10 protein-coding genes are annotated in these 17,032 nt (G+C 36.5%); 5 read left to right on the plus strand and 5 right to left on the minus strand.

Annotated elements, in window-relative coordinates:
* Position 1: 1 nt before the first annotated feature.
* The 3 genes from FHY60_RS03020 to FHY60_RS03030 all read right to left on the minus strand — a co-directional run bounded on the left by FHY60_RS03020 (position 2) and on the right by FHY60_RS03030 (position 2,962).
* Complete coding sequence (locus FHY60_RS03020; RefSeq protein ID WP_139903302.1) at positions 2-754, minus strand: ABC transporter permease; 753 nt, start codon at positions 752-754, stop codon at positions 2-4.
* Positions 741-1,466, minus strand: a complete 726-nt coding sequence (locus tag FHY60_RS03025; RefSeq protein ID WP_139903305.1) for an ABC transporter ATP-binding protein — start codon at positions 1,464-1,466, stop codon at positions 741-743. Before FHY60_RS03025 ends, FHY60_RS03020 begins: the two co-directional genes overlap by 14 nt.
* Positions 1,467-1,702: 236 nt before the next feature.
* Positions 1,703-2,962 (minus strand): hypothetical protein, encoded by a 1,260-nt coding sequence (locus FHY60_RS03030; protein ID WP_139903308.1) that lies wholly within the window; start codon positions 2,960-2,962, stop codon positions 1,703-1,705.
* 458 nt (positions 2,963-3,420) lie between these two features.
* On the opposite strand from FHY60_RS03030, the gene pulA reads away from it, so the two are divergent.
* On the plus strand, positions 3,421-12,075 hold the full coding sequence (gene pulA / locus FHY60_RS03035) for a type I pullulanase (RefSeq protein WP_139903309.1): 8,655 nt from the start codon (positions 3,421-3,423) through the stop codon (positions 12,073-12,075).
* A gap of 158 nt (positions 12,076-12,233) precedes the next feature.
* Entirely contained in the window at positions 12,234-12,485 is a 252-nt protein-coding gene (locus tag FHY60_RS03040; protein ID WP_139903312.1) for a hypothetical protein, read from the plus strand.
* Positions 12,486-12,588: 103 nt separating this feature from the next.
* On the opposite strand, the gene FHY60_RS18595 is transcribed toward FHY60_RS03040, so the two are convergent.
* Positions 12,589-13,203 (minus strand): GH3 domain-containing protein, encoded by a 615-nt coding sequence (locus FHY60_RS18595; protein WP_341472543.1) that lies wholly within the window; start codon positions 13,201-13,203, stop codon positions 12,589-12,591.
* Positions 13,184-14,251, minus strand: a complete 1,068-nt coding sequence (locus FHY60_RS18600; RefSeq protein ID WP_341472544.1) for a GH3 auxin-responsive promoter family protein — start codon at positions 14,249-14,251, stop codon at positions 13,184-13,186. Before FHY60_RS18600 ends, FHY60_RS18595 begins: the two co-directional genes overlap by 20 nt.
* 146 nt (positions 14,252-14,397) lie before the next feature.
* Here FHY60_RS18600 and FHY60_RS03050 point away from each other — a divergent pair, with 146 nt between their 5' ends.
* The 3 genes from FHY60_RS03050 (at position 14,398) to FHY60_RS03060 (ending at position 16,958) form a co-directional block, all read left to right on the plus strand.
* Entirely contained in the window at positions 14,398-14,880 is a 483-nt protein-coding gene (locus tag FHY60_RS03050; RefSeq protein ID WP_139903314.1) for an LURP-one-related/scramblase family protein, read from the plus strand.
* A gap of 172 nt (positions 14,881-15,052) precedes the next feature.
* On the plus strand, positions 15,053-16,030 hold the full coding sequence (gene hflK, locus FHY60_RS03055; RefSeq protein ID WP_139903315.1) for an FtsH protease activity modulator HflK: 978 nt from the start codon (positions 15,053-15,055) through the stop codon (positions 16,028-16,030).
* Positions 16,031-16,043: 13 nt separating this feature from the next.
* Positions 16,044-16,958 (plus strand): SPFH domain-containing protein, encoded by a 915-nt coding sequence (locus FHY60_RS03060; protein WP_139903318.1) that lies wholly within the window; start codon positions 16,044-16,046, stop codon positions 16,956-16,958.
* Positions 16,959-17,032 lie beyond the last annotated feature (74 nt).

Genomic DNA, 17,032 nt, shown 5'->3' on the forward strand with positions numbered 1-17,032 from the left:
CTTAAAAGTCTCTTTTATCAAATAAACTATAGCTTCCTGTAAATAAAATTATAACATAACTGCACATTAACACAAATGTACGGATTATCTTTCCAAGTGGGAAAATATCCATAATCCACAGGTTATACCAATCCAGCATAGAAGTGAGAAATAATCCTGAATATTGATAAAAAATAATTTCTGAGACCTTAAAACCTATAAAGACAATTATAGATAGAAAAAATACGCCGGTACCACTTTTTAATATGTTAGTAAAGAATATAATCATGATTGATAATACAAGCATTGGCAACAGGGTGACTATGTAAGAAATTAGTACCCTATATAAACCTAAAAGTGTAAAAGAATTTCTATTAAATATTAGTCCAACTAATAATGAGAGAATCATAACAAGCAGCAAATTGGCCAGGACAAAACACATTATTGCACATATTTTTGCAAGGAGTAATTTTAATCTTGTAACTGGTCTTGTTAAAGAAATTTTCATGGTGTTGTGAGAAAATTCACCGGAGAAACTGTCTATGGTTACAAGTGCTGTAAAAAGGGGGAGTATCGAAACCACCGTGACTGATAGCACAAGTATTGGAAACTCCATACTTCCCACAGATCTCAAACCTACTCCGGATTGTAGGACAGTCATGGTTAATTGAACCAGTATTATTACTATAACGGATAATACTGCGGATACTGTAACCTTTTTCTTTTTATATAGTTTTTCTATTTCATTAATCAAAGCTGGCTTAAATCCTCCCATTTCTCTCTACCTCGCTAACAAAGTAATTTTCAAGAGTGGCATAGCTAGTCAGTATGTTTTCTGTGGTATCTACATTAAGCAATCTTCCGTTATATATAACCCCAATACGGTTACAGGTAAGCTCCACATCATGAATTAGATGACTGGATATAAAGAAGGTTGTTTTTTCAGTTTGGGCTAAATCCTTAATAAGATTTCGCATTGCTATCATGCCTTCTACATCCAATCCGTTTAAAGGCTCGTCCAATATAACTACTTCCGGTTTTGATAGTATAGCCGCAGCAATACCGAGCCTCTGACGCATTCCAAGTGAGAACTTCCTAGGTTTTTCATTTTTAAATTTCAATAATCCAGTTAGGTGTAAGACTTCATTTATCCTATTATCATCTATATATGTATAGTATCTGGATAATTGCTTCAGATTTTCATAGGCTGTGAGATATTGGTGAGTTTCAACTGTCTCTATGATGCAGCCTACCCTTGCCATGCCCTTTTCAAATTCGTCAGCTATGTCATAGCCCATTATTCTAACGCTGCCGCTATCTGGCTTTACTAGACCGGTCATAATTTTCATGGCAGTAGTTTTACCGGCACCGTTAGGACCTAGAAAACCAAAGATATCACCTTTATAGATATCTAGATTAATATCTTTTATACCTCTTCCGTTTTTATATATCTTAGTTAAATTAGTAATTTCAATTACCTTTTCCATATAAGCCTCCTAATAAATCCAATCAATTATTATGATAAAGTCAGTGTATAATATAAGGAAATTCCGTATTAAAGCAATTTCCTAAATGAGTAATGAGCAGTGAGGAATGAGTAATTTTAGCAGAAATTCAGCTCCGCTGAATTTCATCCTTAATTACTCATTACTCTCTACTCATTGAAAGAAAGTGCTTCGCACTTTGTTTCTGTTACGTATTAGTTTTATACGTTGATAGTTACTTATTCAAATATCTTATAAAATGATCCATCATAATTAAAGCTTGTAGCATAAGCCTTTTGATGATAGAAATGTACGGCAGATGAAGGATAATCAAATCTAATATCTCCTAACACTGAGGTCTTATCTGAATCTGATGCATATACTGTTGCAGAGTATCCAGGTTCCATAATTTCGCCAACAAAGTGAAAATTCTGGGACTCCTTAGCATAGTCTTCAAATCCAGCCATAAATTCTTCATCATAGTTTCCTATAATAGTGTTGCCTTCTATCTTCTCTATGGTTAAAATTCTTTCTCCAACTTTAACGAACTGGTTGTCTTTTTCGATAACAATATCGTTCTTAAACTTACCTATATATAATTTTGTATTAATGTTATTTTCTTTTGGCTGAGAAGTAGATTCAACTACTTTCTTTCCAGTCAAATCCGGTTTTGTAACATGAGCACTATTAATCTCACTAATTTTAACCAAAACTTCTAGAGTTATATCATGGTCTGCATTTTTATCATCTTTACCTGAAAGAGTTGCTGTGGCAAAGGCACTTGAGATTAATCCATCCTTGCTTACCTGCATCTTGCCAGAAGCTTCTTTTACAAAGATATCCTTAATAAGATTCGGCATAGTTTTGGTGGAACTATCATTGTTAGTGGTATACCTAAGCTGATAGGATTGTTTAAACGCAAAAGAGGTTACCGCGTTAACTAAAGCCGGTATTTGTGACTCCTTCAAAGAACCGGATATTTCCTTGCTGCCATCTGTATTGTCATCAACTGCAACATAGTCCTTAAGATTACCTACAAGTGCATCAATTATCCTCTCAATATCAGCAGTAACGCTTTCTTTAAAGGGGTCAGGTGATACTACAGTATTTTCATAGTCAATTAAATTGAGCACATTATAGGTATCCTCATTTTCATCGTAGTAAATACTGGTCTTTTTGTCTACATAGCTGTAGCTAGTTCTTTTAATACCATCAAAGTCAACAGATAATACAGTATTTTCTTTAGCTTGTTTTTCAAGGTCTACTTTTAGGACAGCATTTTCAGAACTCAATGTAACTCCATTGTCTTTTAATTCATAGGAAACATCAGCAGTGTAGCTGGATAAGGTCTCACTTAAACTTCTTGAAGTATATTTAATGGCATCCTTCAATTGATCGTAGCCACTTTTGGTGGTTACCTCAGCAAAGGCTGTGGTAACAAATAAAGTAGAGCCCAATGCAAAGCTTAAAAGCATAGCTGTTTTCTTCTTAATCCTCAATTTATAACATCCTCTCATAATTTCTTTGGAAAGCTTCCCATACTAGTATTTTAACAGATATTCCTTGATTATGACTAAACTAAATATTAAGAAAATATTAACTTTGATCATTAGTTACCGCCATTTTTACATTAGTATAGAACATTATATGAATTATGGTCTTAGAAGTTCTTAAGTTGAAACTTATTATAAAATTATGCAAGACAAACATATGCAAGCGATTGCGAAAAATGAGATGAAATAATGATTTTTTGGATGAGCAGGATAGAAAAAGTAATATATTTAGAACTATAAAGATAAAGAAGTGATAAAAAAGCTTAAAAATATAAAAAAATGTCAACAATAATATGGAAAACACTGTTGAATAGGTTTACAAATAATGTTATAATAACTTTGTGCAATCGTTTGCCATACCAAAACAAGCAAACGATTGCGTAATTTAAGAGAGGTGGTGTAGTATGAAAAAACTAAAAAGTAAGATTAGCTTAATAGTATCTTTCTTATTATTATTCAGTCTGTTGCCAAGCTTTTCGTTGACGACAAAAGCAGAAGGTATTATAGCAATAGACGGTATCAGGGATGCCAGATGGAGTGCTTTAGATCCGCTAGCTTCATCGGATACTGCTGGTTGGCAAGGCTTTGACATTGGAAACTTTTATCTGACCAATGACAGAAACAACCTATACTTCTGGGTGGATGCCATTAATGTACCAAACTGGGGGGATAATGGACAACTTATTGACATCGCATTAAACGTCAATGGAGTGGATTCAGGTTATGATGGGAATCCATGGGCCTTACAATATAATTTTAGCGGAACAGATGTTAAGCCCAATATCCATATAATGTTTAGGGTTAAGGGGGATAATGAGATAAATTGGGTTTCTGTATATAAGGTAGTAAAGGGTACCCCTGCTGAGGTTTTGAACTTCAATGATCTGCAAGGCGCAGCTTTTGCGGTTAACAGAGAAAATGGATTTGAGGGTAGCATACCTTTAAATGTTCTAGGCCTTAACTATAACGATATTGTAAAGGGAATAGTAGTACTAAGTGGTAATAACGAGGCAGAACATGGTGCCTTTGATGTAAGTCCTGCAGCTACAGGTAATAATCTGGCTGACAGCTGGAATGAATCAGCAGGACCTGACGTACAATCCATATATAGTGATGCCTATACGATAAGCTCTGGACCTAAGTTAAATATAGTTATTGATGGACAGAAGGATGGACTGTGGAATGCGTTAACTCCCATAGGTATATCGTCCGGTGGTGGATGGCAAGGATTTGACATTGATAATTTCTATCTTGTTAATGATTATGAAAACCTATACTTCTGGGTAGATGCGGTAAATGTACCAAACTGGGGAGATAATGGTCAACTAATTGACATAGCATTGAATGTCAATGAAGTGGATTCGAGTTATGATGGAAATCCATGGGCTTCACAATATAATTATAGCGGAACAGATGTTAAGCCCAATATACACATAATGTTTAGAGTTAAGGGAGATAACCAGATAAATTGGGTATCTGTATATAAGGCTGAAGACGGTACCCATAAGGAGATATTGAATTTCAACGATTTACAGGGGGCAGCCTTCGCTGTAGATAGAACAATTGGTTTTGAAGGAAGAATCCCTTTAGATTTGTTAGGACTAAAACCTGGTGACAAAGTAAAAGGTATTGTTGTACTAAGTGGCAATAACAGTGCTGAACATGGGGCTTTTGATGTGATTCCTAAGACTGATGATAATGCAATAGCTGCTAACTGGAATGAATTGGGAAATCCCAATGTTCAATCAACTTACAGCAGCGTGTATACCTTAACAGAACCAAGCGACACCATAGAACCAATGCTAAATATCCAAGCTCCACAACAGCTTCCAATGGGAGGTAGAATACTTCTGAAAGCAATCTATACTGATGAACATGCAGTTCAGACAGAAGTGGAAGCAACTTGGTCTGTTTTAGAAACGGATAAAAAAGTTTCTATAGAGGGAAATGAACTGGTGGCTGCAGAAGATGCTGTGGATAAAACAACAGTAACTGTGCAGGCTTCCTATAATGGTAAAACGGCAACTAAGATAATAGAAATAGTTCAAATGTATTCCTTCACTATTAATTACTATAGGTATGACGGAAAAGCTTTCTCAGATTGGGGGCTGTGGCTGTGGGAAGACGGCCGTAACGGTGCCTTATATACCTTTACCGAAGAGACAGAAGAGGGGTTTGCTAGGGCCACATTTACATTTCCATTTAAAAAACTAAACTTTATAACAAGAGCAAAATCAGATTGGAGTGCTGGCCAGGAAGGCGGAGACCGCTTTGTGGAAATCACCACTGGAACATCCACTGAAATATGGTTACGGCAAGGGGATGTAAAGGTATACTATAGTCCTATAGATATATCAGCAAGAGTGATGTCAGCAATGGCTGATAGCTTGACAGATATCTATGCTGTTACATCCGGATCTATAGCTGACTCAGATGTTGCTACTTTCCAATTGATAGACGTAGAAGAGGGAGCAACTATTCCTGTAAATGCGATTAAGCTAGGGGACAATAAAGTTAAATTATCCTTGCAAGAAGGATCAATTGATGTAACAAAACAATATGAGGTAAAAAGTCAGGCTTACGCTGCAGGTAAAGTTACAATGAGAAAAATATTAGATAATCCTAAGTATTATTACTCTGGTGATGACTTAGGAGTAACCTATACTCCTGCCGGCAGTATATTTAAACTTTGGGCTCCTACAGCAAAAAGCGTTAGTCTGGCTACTTATGATTCTGAAGGAGTATATAATGAATCCGGTAAGGTAGTGGATCACACTGGAGGATCAGAAACAGCCCTGGTACGAGGTGACAATGGAGTATGGTCCCTGGAAGTTAAAGGCGACCTTGCTGGAAAGTACTACATGTACAAGGTTGAATTTGCAGACGGCAAAGTTAATTATGCTGTTGACCCATATGCTAAAGCAGTTTCAGCCAATGGCCAGAGGGGAGTCATAATAGATCTTTCTAAGACAAATCCGGAAAACTTTGATCCTAACGATAGGCCAACAATGATTAAACCTACCGATGCCATAATTTATGAAATGCATGTAAGAGATTTTTCAATAGATCCTAACTCTGGAATTGATAATAAAGGTAGGTTTAAAGCCTTTACAGAAAGTGGTACGACACTAGAAGGAGATGAATCCATAAAAACAGGAATAGATCATCTTAAGGAATTGGGAATCACTCATGTACACTTATTACCTTCATATGATTATGCTACGGTTAACGAAAAATCATCAGATCCACAATATAACTGGGGATATGATCCTCAAAACTATAATGTTCCTGAAGGCTCATATTCAAGCGATGCAGATGATGCAGCGGTAAGAGTGACAGAGTTTAAGGAAATGGTACAGGCTCTTCATGATAAGGGTATAAGTGTTGTTATGGATGTAGTATATAATCACACTTATTCAACTGGAAACTCTTCTTTTGATCTAATTGTTCCGGGATACTATTATCGTACTGATGACTTTGGCGGTTATACCAATGGTTCAGGTGTTGGTAATGAAGTAGCGAGTGAAAGACCCATGGTTAGAAAGTTCATCAAGGATTCTGTTAAGTATTGGACTGATGAATATGGGGTGGATGGCTTCAGATTTGACCTAATGGGGTTAATAGATACAACTACTATGACTCAGATTGTTGATGAACTAAGAAATGAAATAAATCCTTCCGTTCTGATTTATGGGGAACCATGGACAGGTGGATCCTCACCGCTCACTGAACAAACTTTGAAAGGAAGTCAAAAAGATAAGGGCTTTGCGGTATTCAATGATAATATCAGAGGTGCCATTAAAGGCGGAAGTGATGATGCCACCAAAGGATTTGCCAGTGGTGAACCTGGAAAAGAAGCTGATATAGTTAAGGGCATTAGGGGGGCCATTGATGACTTTACAAATTCGCCCACTGAAACTATTAACTATGTAACAGCACATGATAATTTAAATCTTTGGGATAAATTTATCACAGCCGGGGGCCTAGCACAAGAAGTTGGTTTCCTCAATATTAAAGATGGTAAATTAGTTGATGGCGGTTCTGTAGAAGATGCTGTGAATAATGCAGATCCTTATAAACATATAGATTTAAATAATGTTTTAGATAATGAAACTGTTAAGAGAACGCTTTTAGCTAATGGCATAGTGTTTACTTCACAAGGTATACCATTTATACAAGCTGGAGATGAGTTCTTAAGAACAAAATACGGTGATCATAACAGTTACAAGAGCCCAGATGCTATCAATATGATACGATGGCAGAATAAGGCTGACTTTAAACCTGTATTTGACTATTATCAAGGGTTGATTGAACTTAGAAAATCACATCCGGCTCTCAGAATGGATACGAAGGAAGCCATAAACAGTAATTTAGTAGTATTAAAGCAAGATGGCAATGTTGTGGTATTCCAGCTAAAGAACTACGCCAATGGTGATGACTGGAAAAATATTGTGGTTATATACAACGGAAATAAATCAGTAACAAGTATGGATCTACCTTTTAGCAGTACATGGAAGGTTGTTGTTGACCATAGTAAGGCAGGGACACAAGTAATCAGAGAAGTAAAGGGTAATAGAGTTTCTGTTGAAGGTTTATCCATGATGGTGCTCTATGATGAAGCATCAGAGACCTATACACCAACAGCAACAACCATTGAGTTGTCAAAAGCCTTTATTGGATTGGAGAAAGGGACATCAACTTATGTTACAGCTGTTGTAAGAGATCAAAAGGGCAAAATAATGCCTAATGCACAAGTGCAATGGTCTTCTAGTGCAGATGAAATCGTAACTGTTGATCAAAAGGGCAAAATAACTGCTAAACAGCTAGATGGAACTGCAGAAATCAAAGTTCAATGCGGAAGTGCTGAAAGCACAATGAGAGTTTCTGTAGCTAATTTAGTTCCAACATCAATAACAATAAGTGGTTCCAATATAGTCTATGCAACAAGAAGTACAACTCTTACAGCTTTGGTTAAAGATCAATTTGAACAGCCGATGACAGGCAGATCTGTAACATGGACCTCATCTGATTTAAGTAAAGCAGTGGTAAACGAAAATGGAGAGGTTACAGGAATTGCTGCTGGTACAGTGACAATAACAGCTCAAGCCGGTAATGCTAGATCAACTATAGTAATAACAGTTAAGCCAAATGTCAAGAGATATGTATACTTCAGGTATATAAGACCTAATAACGATTATGACGGCTGGAATATTTGGGTGTGGAACACCGGCGTCAGGAACGATATGATCGAATTTGAATCTGTGACTGAAGAAGGTGCTTTTGCAAAAATTGAAATTGCTCCTGAAACAACTTGGATTGGATTTGTACTGAGAAAAGGTCTAAATTGGGAACAAAAAGATACAATCGATTACGACAGAAAGATCATAACAGATTTGAATAGCACTATAATTAAGGCTACTGTAACCACTGGGGTCGGAGAATTCTTCACAACACCGGCAGTATCAGGACCTGTCCTGGACAACGGTAAGCTGACCTTCTACTACAGGGATGCGGCCTTATTTGCAGAAGACAAGATGGAAACCTTGAAAGGGGTTAAGGTTAAAGTTAACGGACAAACTTATGATATGGAGTATAAGAGTTTAGAAGAACTTTATACCTATACCATGAACTTAACTAGAGAAGGTACCTATGAATATACCTTCCTGGTTACTGATGAAAAGGGTAATACCAGAGAAATCACAGATCCTATGAATACAGTTGATGGAGTATCAAAGGTTGTTTATGCAATACCTAAGCTAAATATAAGTGCCACTGTTGCACCTTCGGCTATAGATTATAACCAAAATGCAGTATTGAGTCTAAATGTTACATCAGAAGAAAATGTTAAAATAAGAGAAGCATATTTAGACTTAAGGGAATTGGGCGGAAAAGAAAAGGTAAATGTAGATACAGAACTTATGGCTCAGGCTATAGCGGTTAAAGATTCTATAACAGCTGGCGAAAAGAATATTCCAATAACTATAACAGATGAATTTGGTAATACACATCACTCTGCTGCATCAGTTACGGTAAAGGCTAGACAGTCAGTGGGAAATACAGACTTTGACTGGGATGAAGCTAGAATTTACTTTATGCTGACTGATAGATTCAACAATGGAGATACAAGTAATGATAGTCCCAATGGAGTAGTGTATGATAAGACACATCTTGAAACTTATCATGGAGGGGACTTTAAAGGAATAACTCAAAAACTTGATTACTTAAAGGACCTTGGAATAAATACCATTTGGATAACTCCAATTGTAGACAATATTGACTTTAATCAAGCTGGAAATTGGACAGACAGTGAATTATCAGCTAAAGATAAGCAGCAGTACGGGTATCATGGCTACTGGGCTAAGGATTTCGGAAAAATAGATGAACATCTTGGAAGTTTGGATGACTTTAAGGAACTAATAGATGAGGCCCATAGCAGAGGTATCAAGATAATGCTGGATGTAGTTATTAACCATGCTGGATATGGTATGAGAACTACTGATACGAACACAAATAATTTAGACAATTATCCAACAGATGAAGAAAAGGCTAAGTTTGAGGGGATGTTTAGACCACTTGGCAGCAGTGACCAGGTAACCGGTGACCTATCAGGACTTCCTGACTTTAAGACTGAAGATCCTGATGTAAGAAATAAGTTAATAGAATGGCAAACTGCCTGGATAAATAGGCTAAAGACACAAAAAGGAAATACTATCGACTACTTTAGAGTAGATACTGTAAATAATGTGGAAAATACAACATGGAAAGCTCTTAAGAACGCGGTTACCGCTATTAATCCAGGTTTCAAACTGATTGGTGAAGCTTATAATGCCAACATTAATCAAGATGGAGGCCAATTGCGAAGCGGACAGATGGACTCAATACTGGATTTCTCTTTTAAATGGTCAGCACTGAACTTTGTAAATGGACAAATTGATGGTGTGGAAGACTATATGGAGGAGATCAATGAAAAAATTGATAATACTGCCTCACTGGGCCTATTCTTAAGCAGTCACGATGAGGATGGTTTCTTAACAAGGTTAAGTGGAACAGATGAAGAGAAAATTGCCAAGTTAAAAGCTGCTGTAGCCCTCCAGATGACCGCTAAGGGGCAACCCGTAGTTTATTATGGAGAGGAACTAGGTGCAAGCGGCAGAACTGCAAATAACATGAGCAGCCCTGATGGAAACTTTAGCGAAAATCGTTACGATATGCCTTGGGATAGGTTAAACAATCCTATGTATTCCTCATTGCATAAACACTACAAGACAATGTTAAACATTAGAGCTGGGTACTCAAAAGTATTTGCAAAGGGAACCAGAACTAAGATAGCAGGCGGAGATGCTGAAAAGTATCTTGTATTTGATAGAACTTACGAAGGTAAGTCTCTAGTGGTAGCCATAAATACAGATATTACTTCAAAGAATATCACTGTAACAGTTCCGTTTGCTGCAGGAAGCATAGTGAGAGACCTATACAGTGGAAGAGAATTTACGGTTACTACTGATAAAAAAGTGACATTTACATTACCCGCTATTGCTGATGGCGCTACAGTAATTTTAGCTGAGGCTTCCAAGAATTCTACGCCTGATACACCAGCACCTACAGCTCCATCAGATGCAAGTGTTACAAACAGCGACTCCAGCGTGGTTATCAGTGTTATTAACAGCGTGACAAACAATGGAACTGTAACCGTAGATATAACAAATAATAAAAAGGTGGCTAAGGAAATATTCGATGCTATAAAAGGAACCGAGAAGACCGTAATCTTTAAGCAAAATGGAGTAGAATGGACCTTCAGCGGTAATGATATCACTGGAATAACAAAAGCTATTGACATGTCAGTGACCGTGTCTTCAATTAACAATACTGCTACCGGAAATAAGGCAGATATAGCTAAGGCAGTAAACAATGAAAGCGTACTTGTAATATCCTTTGCTAACAACGGACAGTTACCGGGAAAGGCTAAGGTAAGAATTATGCTTGATGCTGCTTGGCTTGTAAGTAATGATAGAAACAATATCAATATCTACTACTATAATGAAGCTGCTAAGAAGCTTGAAGCAGTAGCTACTGGCCTAAAAGCCGATGGAGAAGGTTATGTGGAGTTTGAAATAAATCATAACAGTGATTATGTGGTATCCTCAAAAAATCTTCTAGATATATCTTCAGAACCAAAGGCACCTACTATAGAAAGAACAGGTGGAGCCAACAGATATGAGACTGCTGTTAAGGTTTCTCAGGCTGGGTGGACAACTTCTGCAAATGTAGTTCTTGCAAGAGGGGATGAATATGCAGATGCATTGACTGCGGCTCCATTTGCTAAACAGTTAAATGCACCGATCCTTCTGACTCCCACCAATACACTTGATGCAAGTGTTAAAGCTGAATTGATTAGATTAGGGGCTAAAAAAGTATATATCATTGGTGGGACAGGAGCTGTATCAGCTGCTGTACAAAATACTATTAAGACCATGGGCATTACAGTAGAGAGAATAGGCGGCAGAGACAGATATGAAACTTCTCTTGCAGTAGCTAATATGATGAAAGTTAAGAATCAAGTATTCCTGGTTACAGGCAGAAACTATGCGGATGCACTTTCAATATCTTCTTATGCGGCAGCTACAGGAAGCCCAATACTTCTTACTGCTGAGAACCAATTAACTGCTGGAGTTTCAAAATTCATAAAGGACAACAATAGCAAAGTTTATGTAATTGGTGGTACCGGAGTAATTTCAGAAACTGCTGTTAAGGGTATAGCAGGAGTAGAAAGAATATCAGGTGTAGACAGATATGCTACAAATTTAGCAGTATTGAAGAGGTTTGCTGACGGATATGATTTCTCAAATATTTACCTTGCTACAGGAAGTAACTATCCTGATGCAATCTGCGGTTCAGCATTGGCTGGCAGCGTAAAAGCACCAGTAATACTTGTAAATAGTAAGGATGTAACTTCTCAGAAGACTTATGTAAAGTCAATAATATCAAAAGTTAGTAAGGTCAAAGTTCTGGGAGGTGAAGGTGTAATAACATCCGGAACTGTAGAAAGCATATTAAAATAATTAATATTAAGCAAAAGGATGTCAATAATTTGACATCCTTTTACCTTTGAAGACTTATATATGGTACGAAAAACACCAAGCCGGAATAAAATAATACAAAGAACAGTTTTTCACAAATTACAGAAGGATAAAAAATAGAACAAAGGGGGAAGAAAAAAATGAGTTGTGGGCATGGAGGACGCTGCTGCCGACGATCTTGCTGTAAAATCGTAAGGAGATCTAGAAGCGGCTCAGGGGCTTTATTACTTTTAATTCTTGGAACATTATTTGCATTAACCAATCCTACAGGTGTTGCCGGAGCATCACAAAATACCAATATAATTAACATTAACTCAGATAGAGATGACTTCGATGATTATGATGATTGTGATTATGAATGTGATTGCCATAGTAAGACCTGCAGATATTAAGTTATACTTTTGAGATAAGCTATAAATAATTAGTAGAGCCCCGGCTTATTTTGTGTAAGCTGGGACCCTATTAATTTATGCTGCTATCTTATTCTTCTTTTTTCTATCTGAGACAATTATAGAAGAACAGGATATCCTCCTGTGATTTTAATACCCTTGGTATTTTAATCTGACTTTTCGATATGCCCTTTTGAACTTTTATCCTCTTCAAAGACTCAAAGGTGCCATAAGGAACAAGACGTACTTCAGCAGAAGCCAGCCTGTTTTTCTGCCTCTGCCTTTCATAGGCTAAATTTGCTTTACATAACTCCCTGTCTAAAAGGCTGCTTATTTCTTTGGTTTTTGGTTGAGATACGGGAGTCTTCGGCTCTATAAAAAATATATATTTCCCGGGTGATACACTGTTATCAGGCAGTACAGTATAATCATTTATACTGCTTCTAAGTTGTCTAAAGGTATTGGTAAGTGCTGATAGTACATGCTCTTCGGTGGTTTTTTCTGATACCATATTTATAAGCTGATTCTTTCTATACATGAATTGAACTTCCGGACAGTTGTTAAAATAGCTGACCACTTTCACCACATCACCTAACCTATACCTATACAAGCCAGCCAGATTGGTTATAACAATCTCATACTCTTCACCTAACCGGAGTTCATTAATGTTTATGGTAATAGGATTAGTATCATAAATATTTTTAATTTGGTATAAATTCATAGAAGGCTGTTCTGGGAATAAGAGAGTAAATGTATCTATCTATATGCATATTGACTCCCATAACCGCTTCTGAGGCTGCATATGCACTGGAGTAAATGGGAAGGTTGTCAGTGTATTCGGCAACCTTGTCATCATATATGGAAAAGTTAGCACCGGTTACTGCAATAATATAAATCAGCTTCGGCCAAATTCGTTTTGCAATTCCCTTAAAGCCTTTTTTAAACTCCATTTCAAGGAAGTCAGCACGCCCCGCATCTGGTGACATATAGGAAAGGAGCTTTTTTCTTGATGGTTCCTCCATTACAATGCGCCTGCTTATGGTACCTTTGCGGATATCTGAGACAAGCTCCTTCCAATGAAGTTCCATGTATCTGAAAAGGTCCAAAACAGAAGAGATGAATATGCCGCTTATATACATCAAATTTCGCTCTTTAAGGGCAAAGAGTAGGTGAAGATACAAGGTATCAACCCCTTTTCCTAAATTCATAACTTCTACAGGTGTAGTCCAAATCAGAGGAATAATTCTCTTTATAGCCTTCATACCTCCTGAGGTAGCAGAGCAAATGGGGATGCCGCTTTCGGTGTAGCTTGTAGTTGTCATATCTGTAACGGCAAGTCCTCTTCCATAGGTCCAACTTTCCTTGAAGTTTTTATAAAGAATTCTTTGGGGCAATATTCCCATATAGCTGGAAGAAATGCGCCTTGAAGTTTTTGTAACAGGTATTAGTTTTTGCTTTCCTGTAGTACCTGAGCTTATACTAAAGTAGCTTACCTCTTCCTTAAACAATATATTTTTTTCACCCCTAGACATACGGAGGATGTAATCTTCATAATCCTTATAGGTACTTAAAGGAATAGAGCTTTTAAAATCTGATATGCTATTAATACTGGAGAAATTATACTTTCTCCCAATTTCAGTGGCCTTATTAGTTTCAAGTATCTTTTTTAAGATACTTAAGTTGATATCGTAGGCGTGCTTAGTATCATTCTCATATCTTTTTTCTGATAGTTTAGCTGCTTTTATCATGGAATAAGAGGCTAACTTCACAAAAATTCCCGTAGTAAACATCTCCCTATAAGAAGTACGCTACATTATATGTAGGACTTTAGTCTTTTGTTAGTTAAAAATAACATAAGATTTATAGGTTTACATATAATTTATAGATTGATACAATTATCTAAGGAGGTGCGGGTATGAAATTTTATGTAAGAGAAAAAGTATTCAGCTTTGGTGATAACTTTACAATAAAAGATATAGATGGTTATGATGCATATAAGGTAGTTGGAAAGGTGTTTAGTTTTGGAAACAAGCTTCACCTATACAGTATGGATGGCAGGGAACTAGTATATATAGAGCAAAAGTTATTTAAGTTTTTGCCTGAATATTATATTCATATGGATAATTCTGTAGTTGCGGTACTCAAAAAGGAGTTTTCTTTTTTCAAACCGAAGCTTCATATTGATAGCGTATTTGGTAGCTTTAACATAGAGGGAAGCATTTTTTCCTATAACTTTACAGTTTATAGGAACGGAATTTCAGTCGCGGATATAAGTAAAAGAGCCTTTGCTTTTAGTGACACCTATGAAGTTGATATAAATGACAATGAGAGCTATCCCTTCATTTTGTCAATGGTAATAGCCATTGATCAAATTTTTCATGATAATAGAGATAAATAATTATTTTTATAATTTTTTTATTCACAAAAGTATGGCTCAGAAGGGTATAAGGTACGGGTATATAGGAAGATCTATTAAAAAAGAGCTTGAGTAAAATAAGCTCTTTTTTAATTGAATATGTTGAAAAACTATGTTATATATAATTCAATGATATTATAAGGGGGAGAATTAAGTGATCAATAGAAACAAGAAAACCAGTGACACCGACGCAATGATGAACTTCTTTAGGAATATTAAGAATTATCCCGGTGTAGTGCTAATTATTATTATTTTAATGATGCTAGCTATGAATTCTTTTTATCGTGTACCTACAGATGAGGTGGCAGTTGTGTATACACTGGGTAAGGAAACTGCTGTAGTGGAAGCAGGGGGACATTTCAAAGTTCCTTATATCCAAACTATAAAGATGATAAAGAACACAAGAGCTATTATCCCTATATATATTGGCTATAGGGATAACGGCAATCAACAGTATTTGACTATAGATGAAGAGGCAAGGATGCTAACCGGAGATGATAAAATTGTTGAAGCAGAGTGGATTGTTGAAGCCTACATAACAGATCCTAATAAGGCTATGTTTAATATAAAAGATCCACAGGATGCCATAAGACAGGTCTGCTTAACAAATATGCGAAAGCTTATCAATAGCGTAACTCTTGATTATGTTATCACTACCGGAAGAGGCCAGATTGCGCCGCTGATAAGCAAGGGCATTGACGAAGATCTTAAAAACTTAGATATTGGCTATGCTATAAGAACTATCCAGATACAAGATATCCAGCCGCCGGAAAGAATAGCAGAGGCCTATAAGCAGGTTAATGAAGCTAAGCTTCAGACAGAACAGGAGATTTCAAAGGCTAAATCCGAAGAAGCTGTAGAAGTTAATAAAGCCAAGTCTGAAGTAGCAAGAATTAAAGGGGATGCTGATGCGGAGAAGGATAGAATCATCACAAAGGCGAAGGGAGATGTAGCAGAATATTTCTCTATGCTGGAAATGGCTAAGATGAACAAAGATATGACTAAGAGACAGCTTCTTGTAAATATGCTGGAAAAGCTTTTAGATAAGGCAAAGGTGATAATCGATGATGGTAATGGTACTGTAAAGTATATGAATATTGGTGAACTTGCACCTAAACAGGTAACACAGTAGGGGAGGGGAAAGTATGAGAAAGTTCTTATTTTGGTTCAGCATAGTCTTTTTTATTGCATATATCTTTTGCTCTTACAATGTGAAGATAGCATTACCTAATCAGACAGTTGTCATAAAACAGTGGGATAGACCTGTAAGGCAAGTTGAAAATGGACTAGCTATAAAAATACCTTTTATTCAAAAGTTTGAAGTAGTAGATACTTCAATGGTAATGTATTCCTCAAAGTCATCCAACACTTATACTAAGGACAATAAAATATTTATTATGGGTCCCAATATAGTATTTAATATAAGAGATGTAAATCAGATGTTGCTTACGGTAAAAAACTATATTGGAGCTACTTCAAGAGTTGAAGACGTGGTGTATGAAATAAGTAAAAATGTTTTTGCTAAGTATAATTACAGCGATATTATAAAAAATTGTGAAGTTGGTGATGCAGAAACCGGCACTTTGAAGATAGAAATAAATCCTATTCTTAGTAAAATTGAAGAAGAAATCACTAATTTAGCTCAGGACAAGATAAAAGATTATGGACTAGAGATAAGACGAGTTATTATTCCTTCCATATACTTGCCTGAACAAAATGTAGAAGCTATTTTTACAAATATCACAGCGGATAGGAAAAGAGTTGCAGATGAGATAATCAATGACGGTATACGACAGGCAAATGATATCAGAGCAGAGTTCCAGAAGCAGATAAAGCTTTTATACAATGAGGCAGAACTATACAAGAGCAATACTATAGCACAAGGTAATGAGGAAGCAAAGAACATTTATAACAGTGTGTATTCTACAGATGTGGACTTCTATCAATACTATAAAACCATAAAGATGTGGGAGAATGTTGCTGACTCTGCGGGTGACAATGAAATAACCATTCAAATCCCAGCAGACAGCGAAATTGGCAAAATATTGATGGGCAACTAATACTGTTATCCTCATCTCTTGGCATAAAAGACTTTATTTTGCAAATAATATAAGGGAAAATGCTTGAGAGGTGA

The organism is Clostridium thermarum (assembly GCF_006351925.1).
GTDB lineage: Bacteria > Bacillota > Clostridia > Clostridiales > Clostridiaceae > Clostridium_AU > Clostridium_AU thermarum.

Bases quoted from the DNA above. Each gene is read 5' to 3' on its own strand.
- FHY60_RS03060 (WP_139903318.1), top strand. From the start codon at position 16,044: ATGAGAAAGTTCTTATTTTGGTTCAGCATAGTCTTTTTTATTGCATAT.
- pulA (WP_139903309.1), top strand. From the start codon at position 3,421: ATGAAAAAACTAAAAAGTAAGATTAGCTTAATAGTATCTTTCTTATTA.
- FHY60_RS03020 (WP_139903302.1), bottom strand. From the start codon at position 754: ATGGGAGGATTTAAGCCAGCTTTGATTAATGAAATAGAAAAACTATAT.
- FHY60_RS03050 (WP_139903314.1), top strand. From the start codon at position 14,398: ATGAAATTTTATGTAAGAGAAAAAGTATTCAGCTTTGGTGATAACTTT.
- FHY60_RS18595 (WP_341472543.1), bottom strand. From the start codon at position 13,203: ATGAATTTATACCAAATTAAAAATATTTATGATACTAATCCTATTACC.
- FHY60_RS03040 (WP_139903312.1), top strand. From the start codon at position 12,234: ATGAGTTGTGGGCATGGAGGACGCTGCTGCCGACGATCTTGCTGTAAA.
- FHY60_RS03025 (WP_139903305.1), bottom strand. From the start codon at position 1,466: ATGGAAAAGGTAATTGAAATTACTAATTTAACTAAGATATATAAAAAC.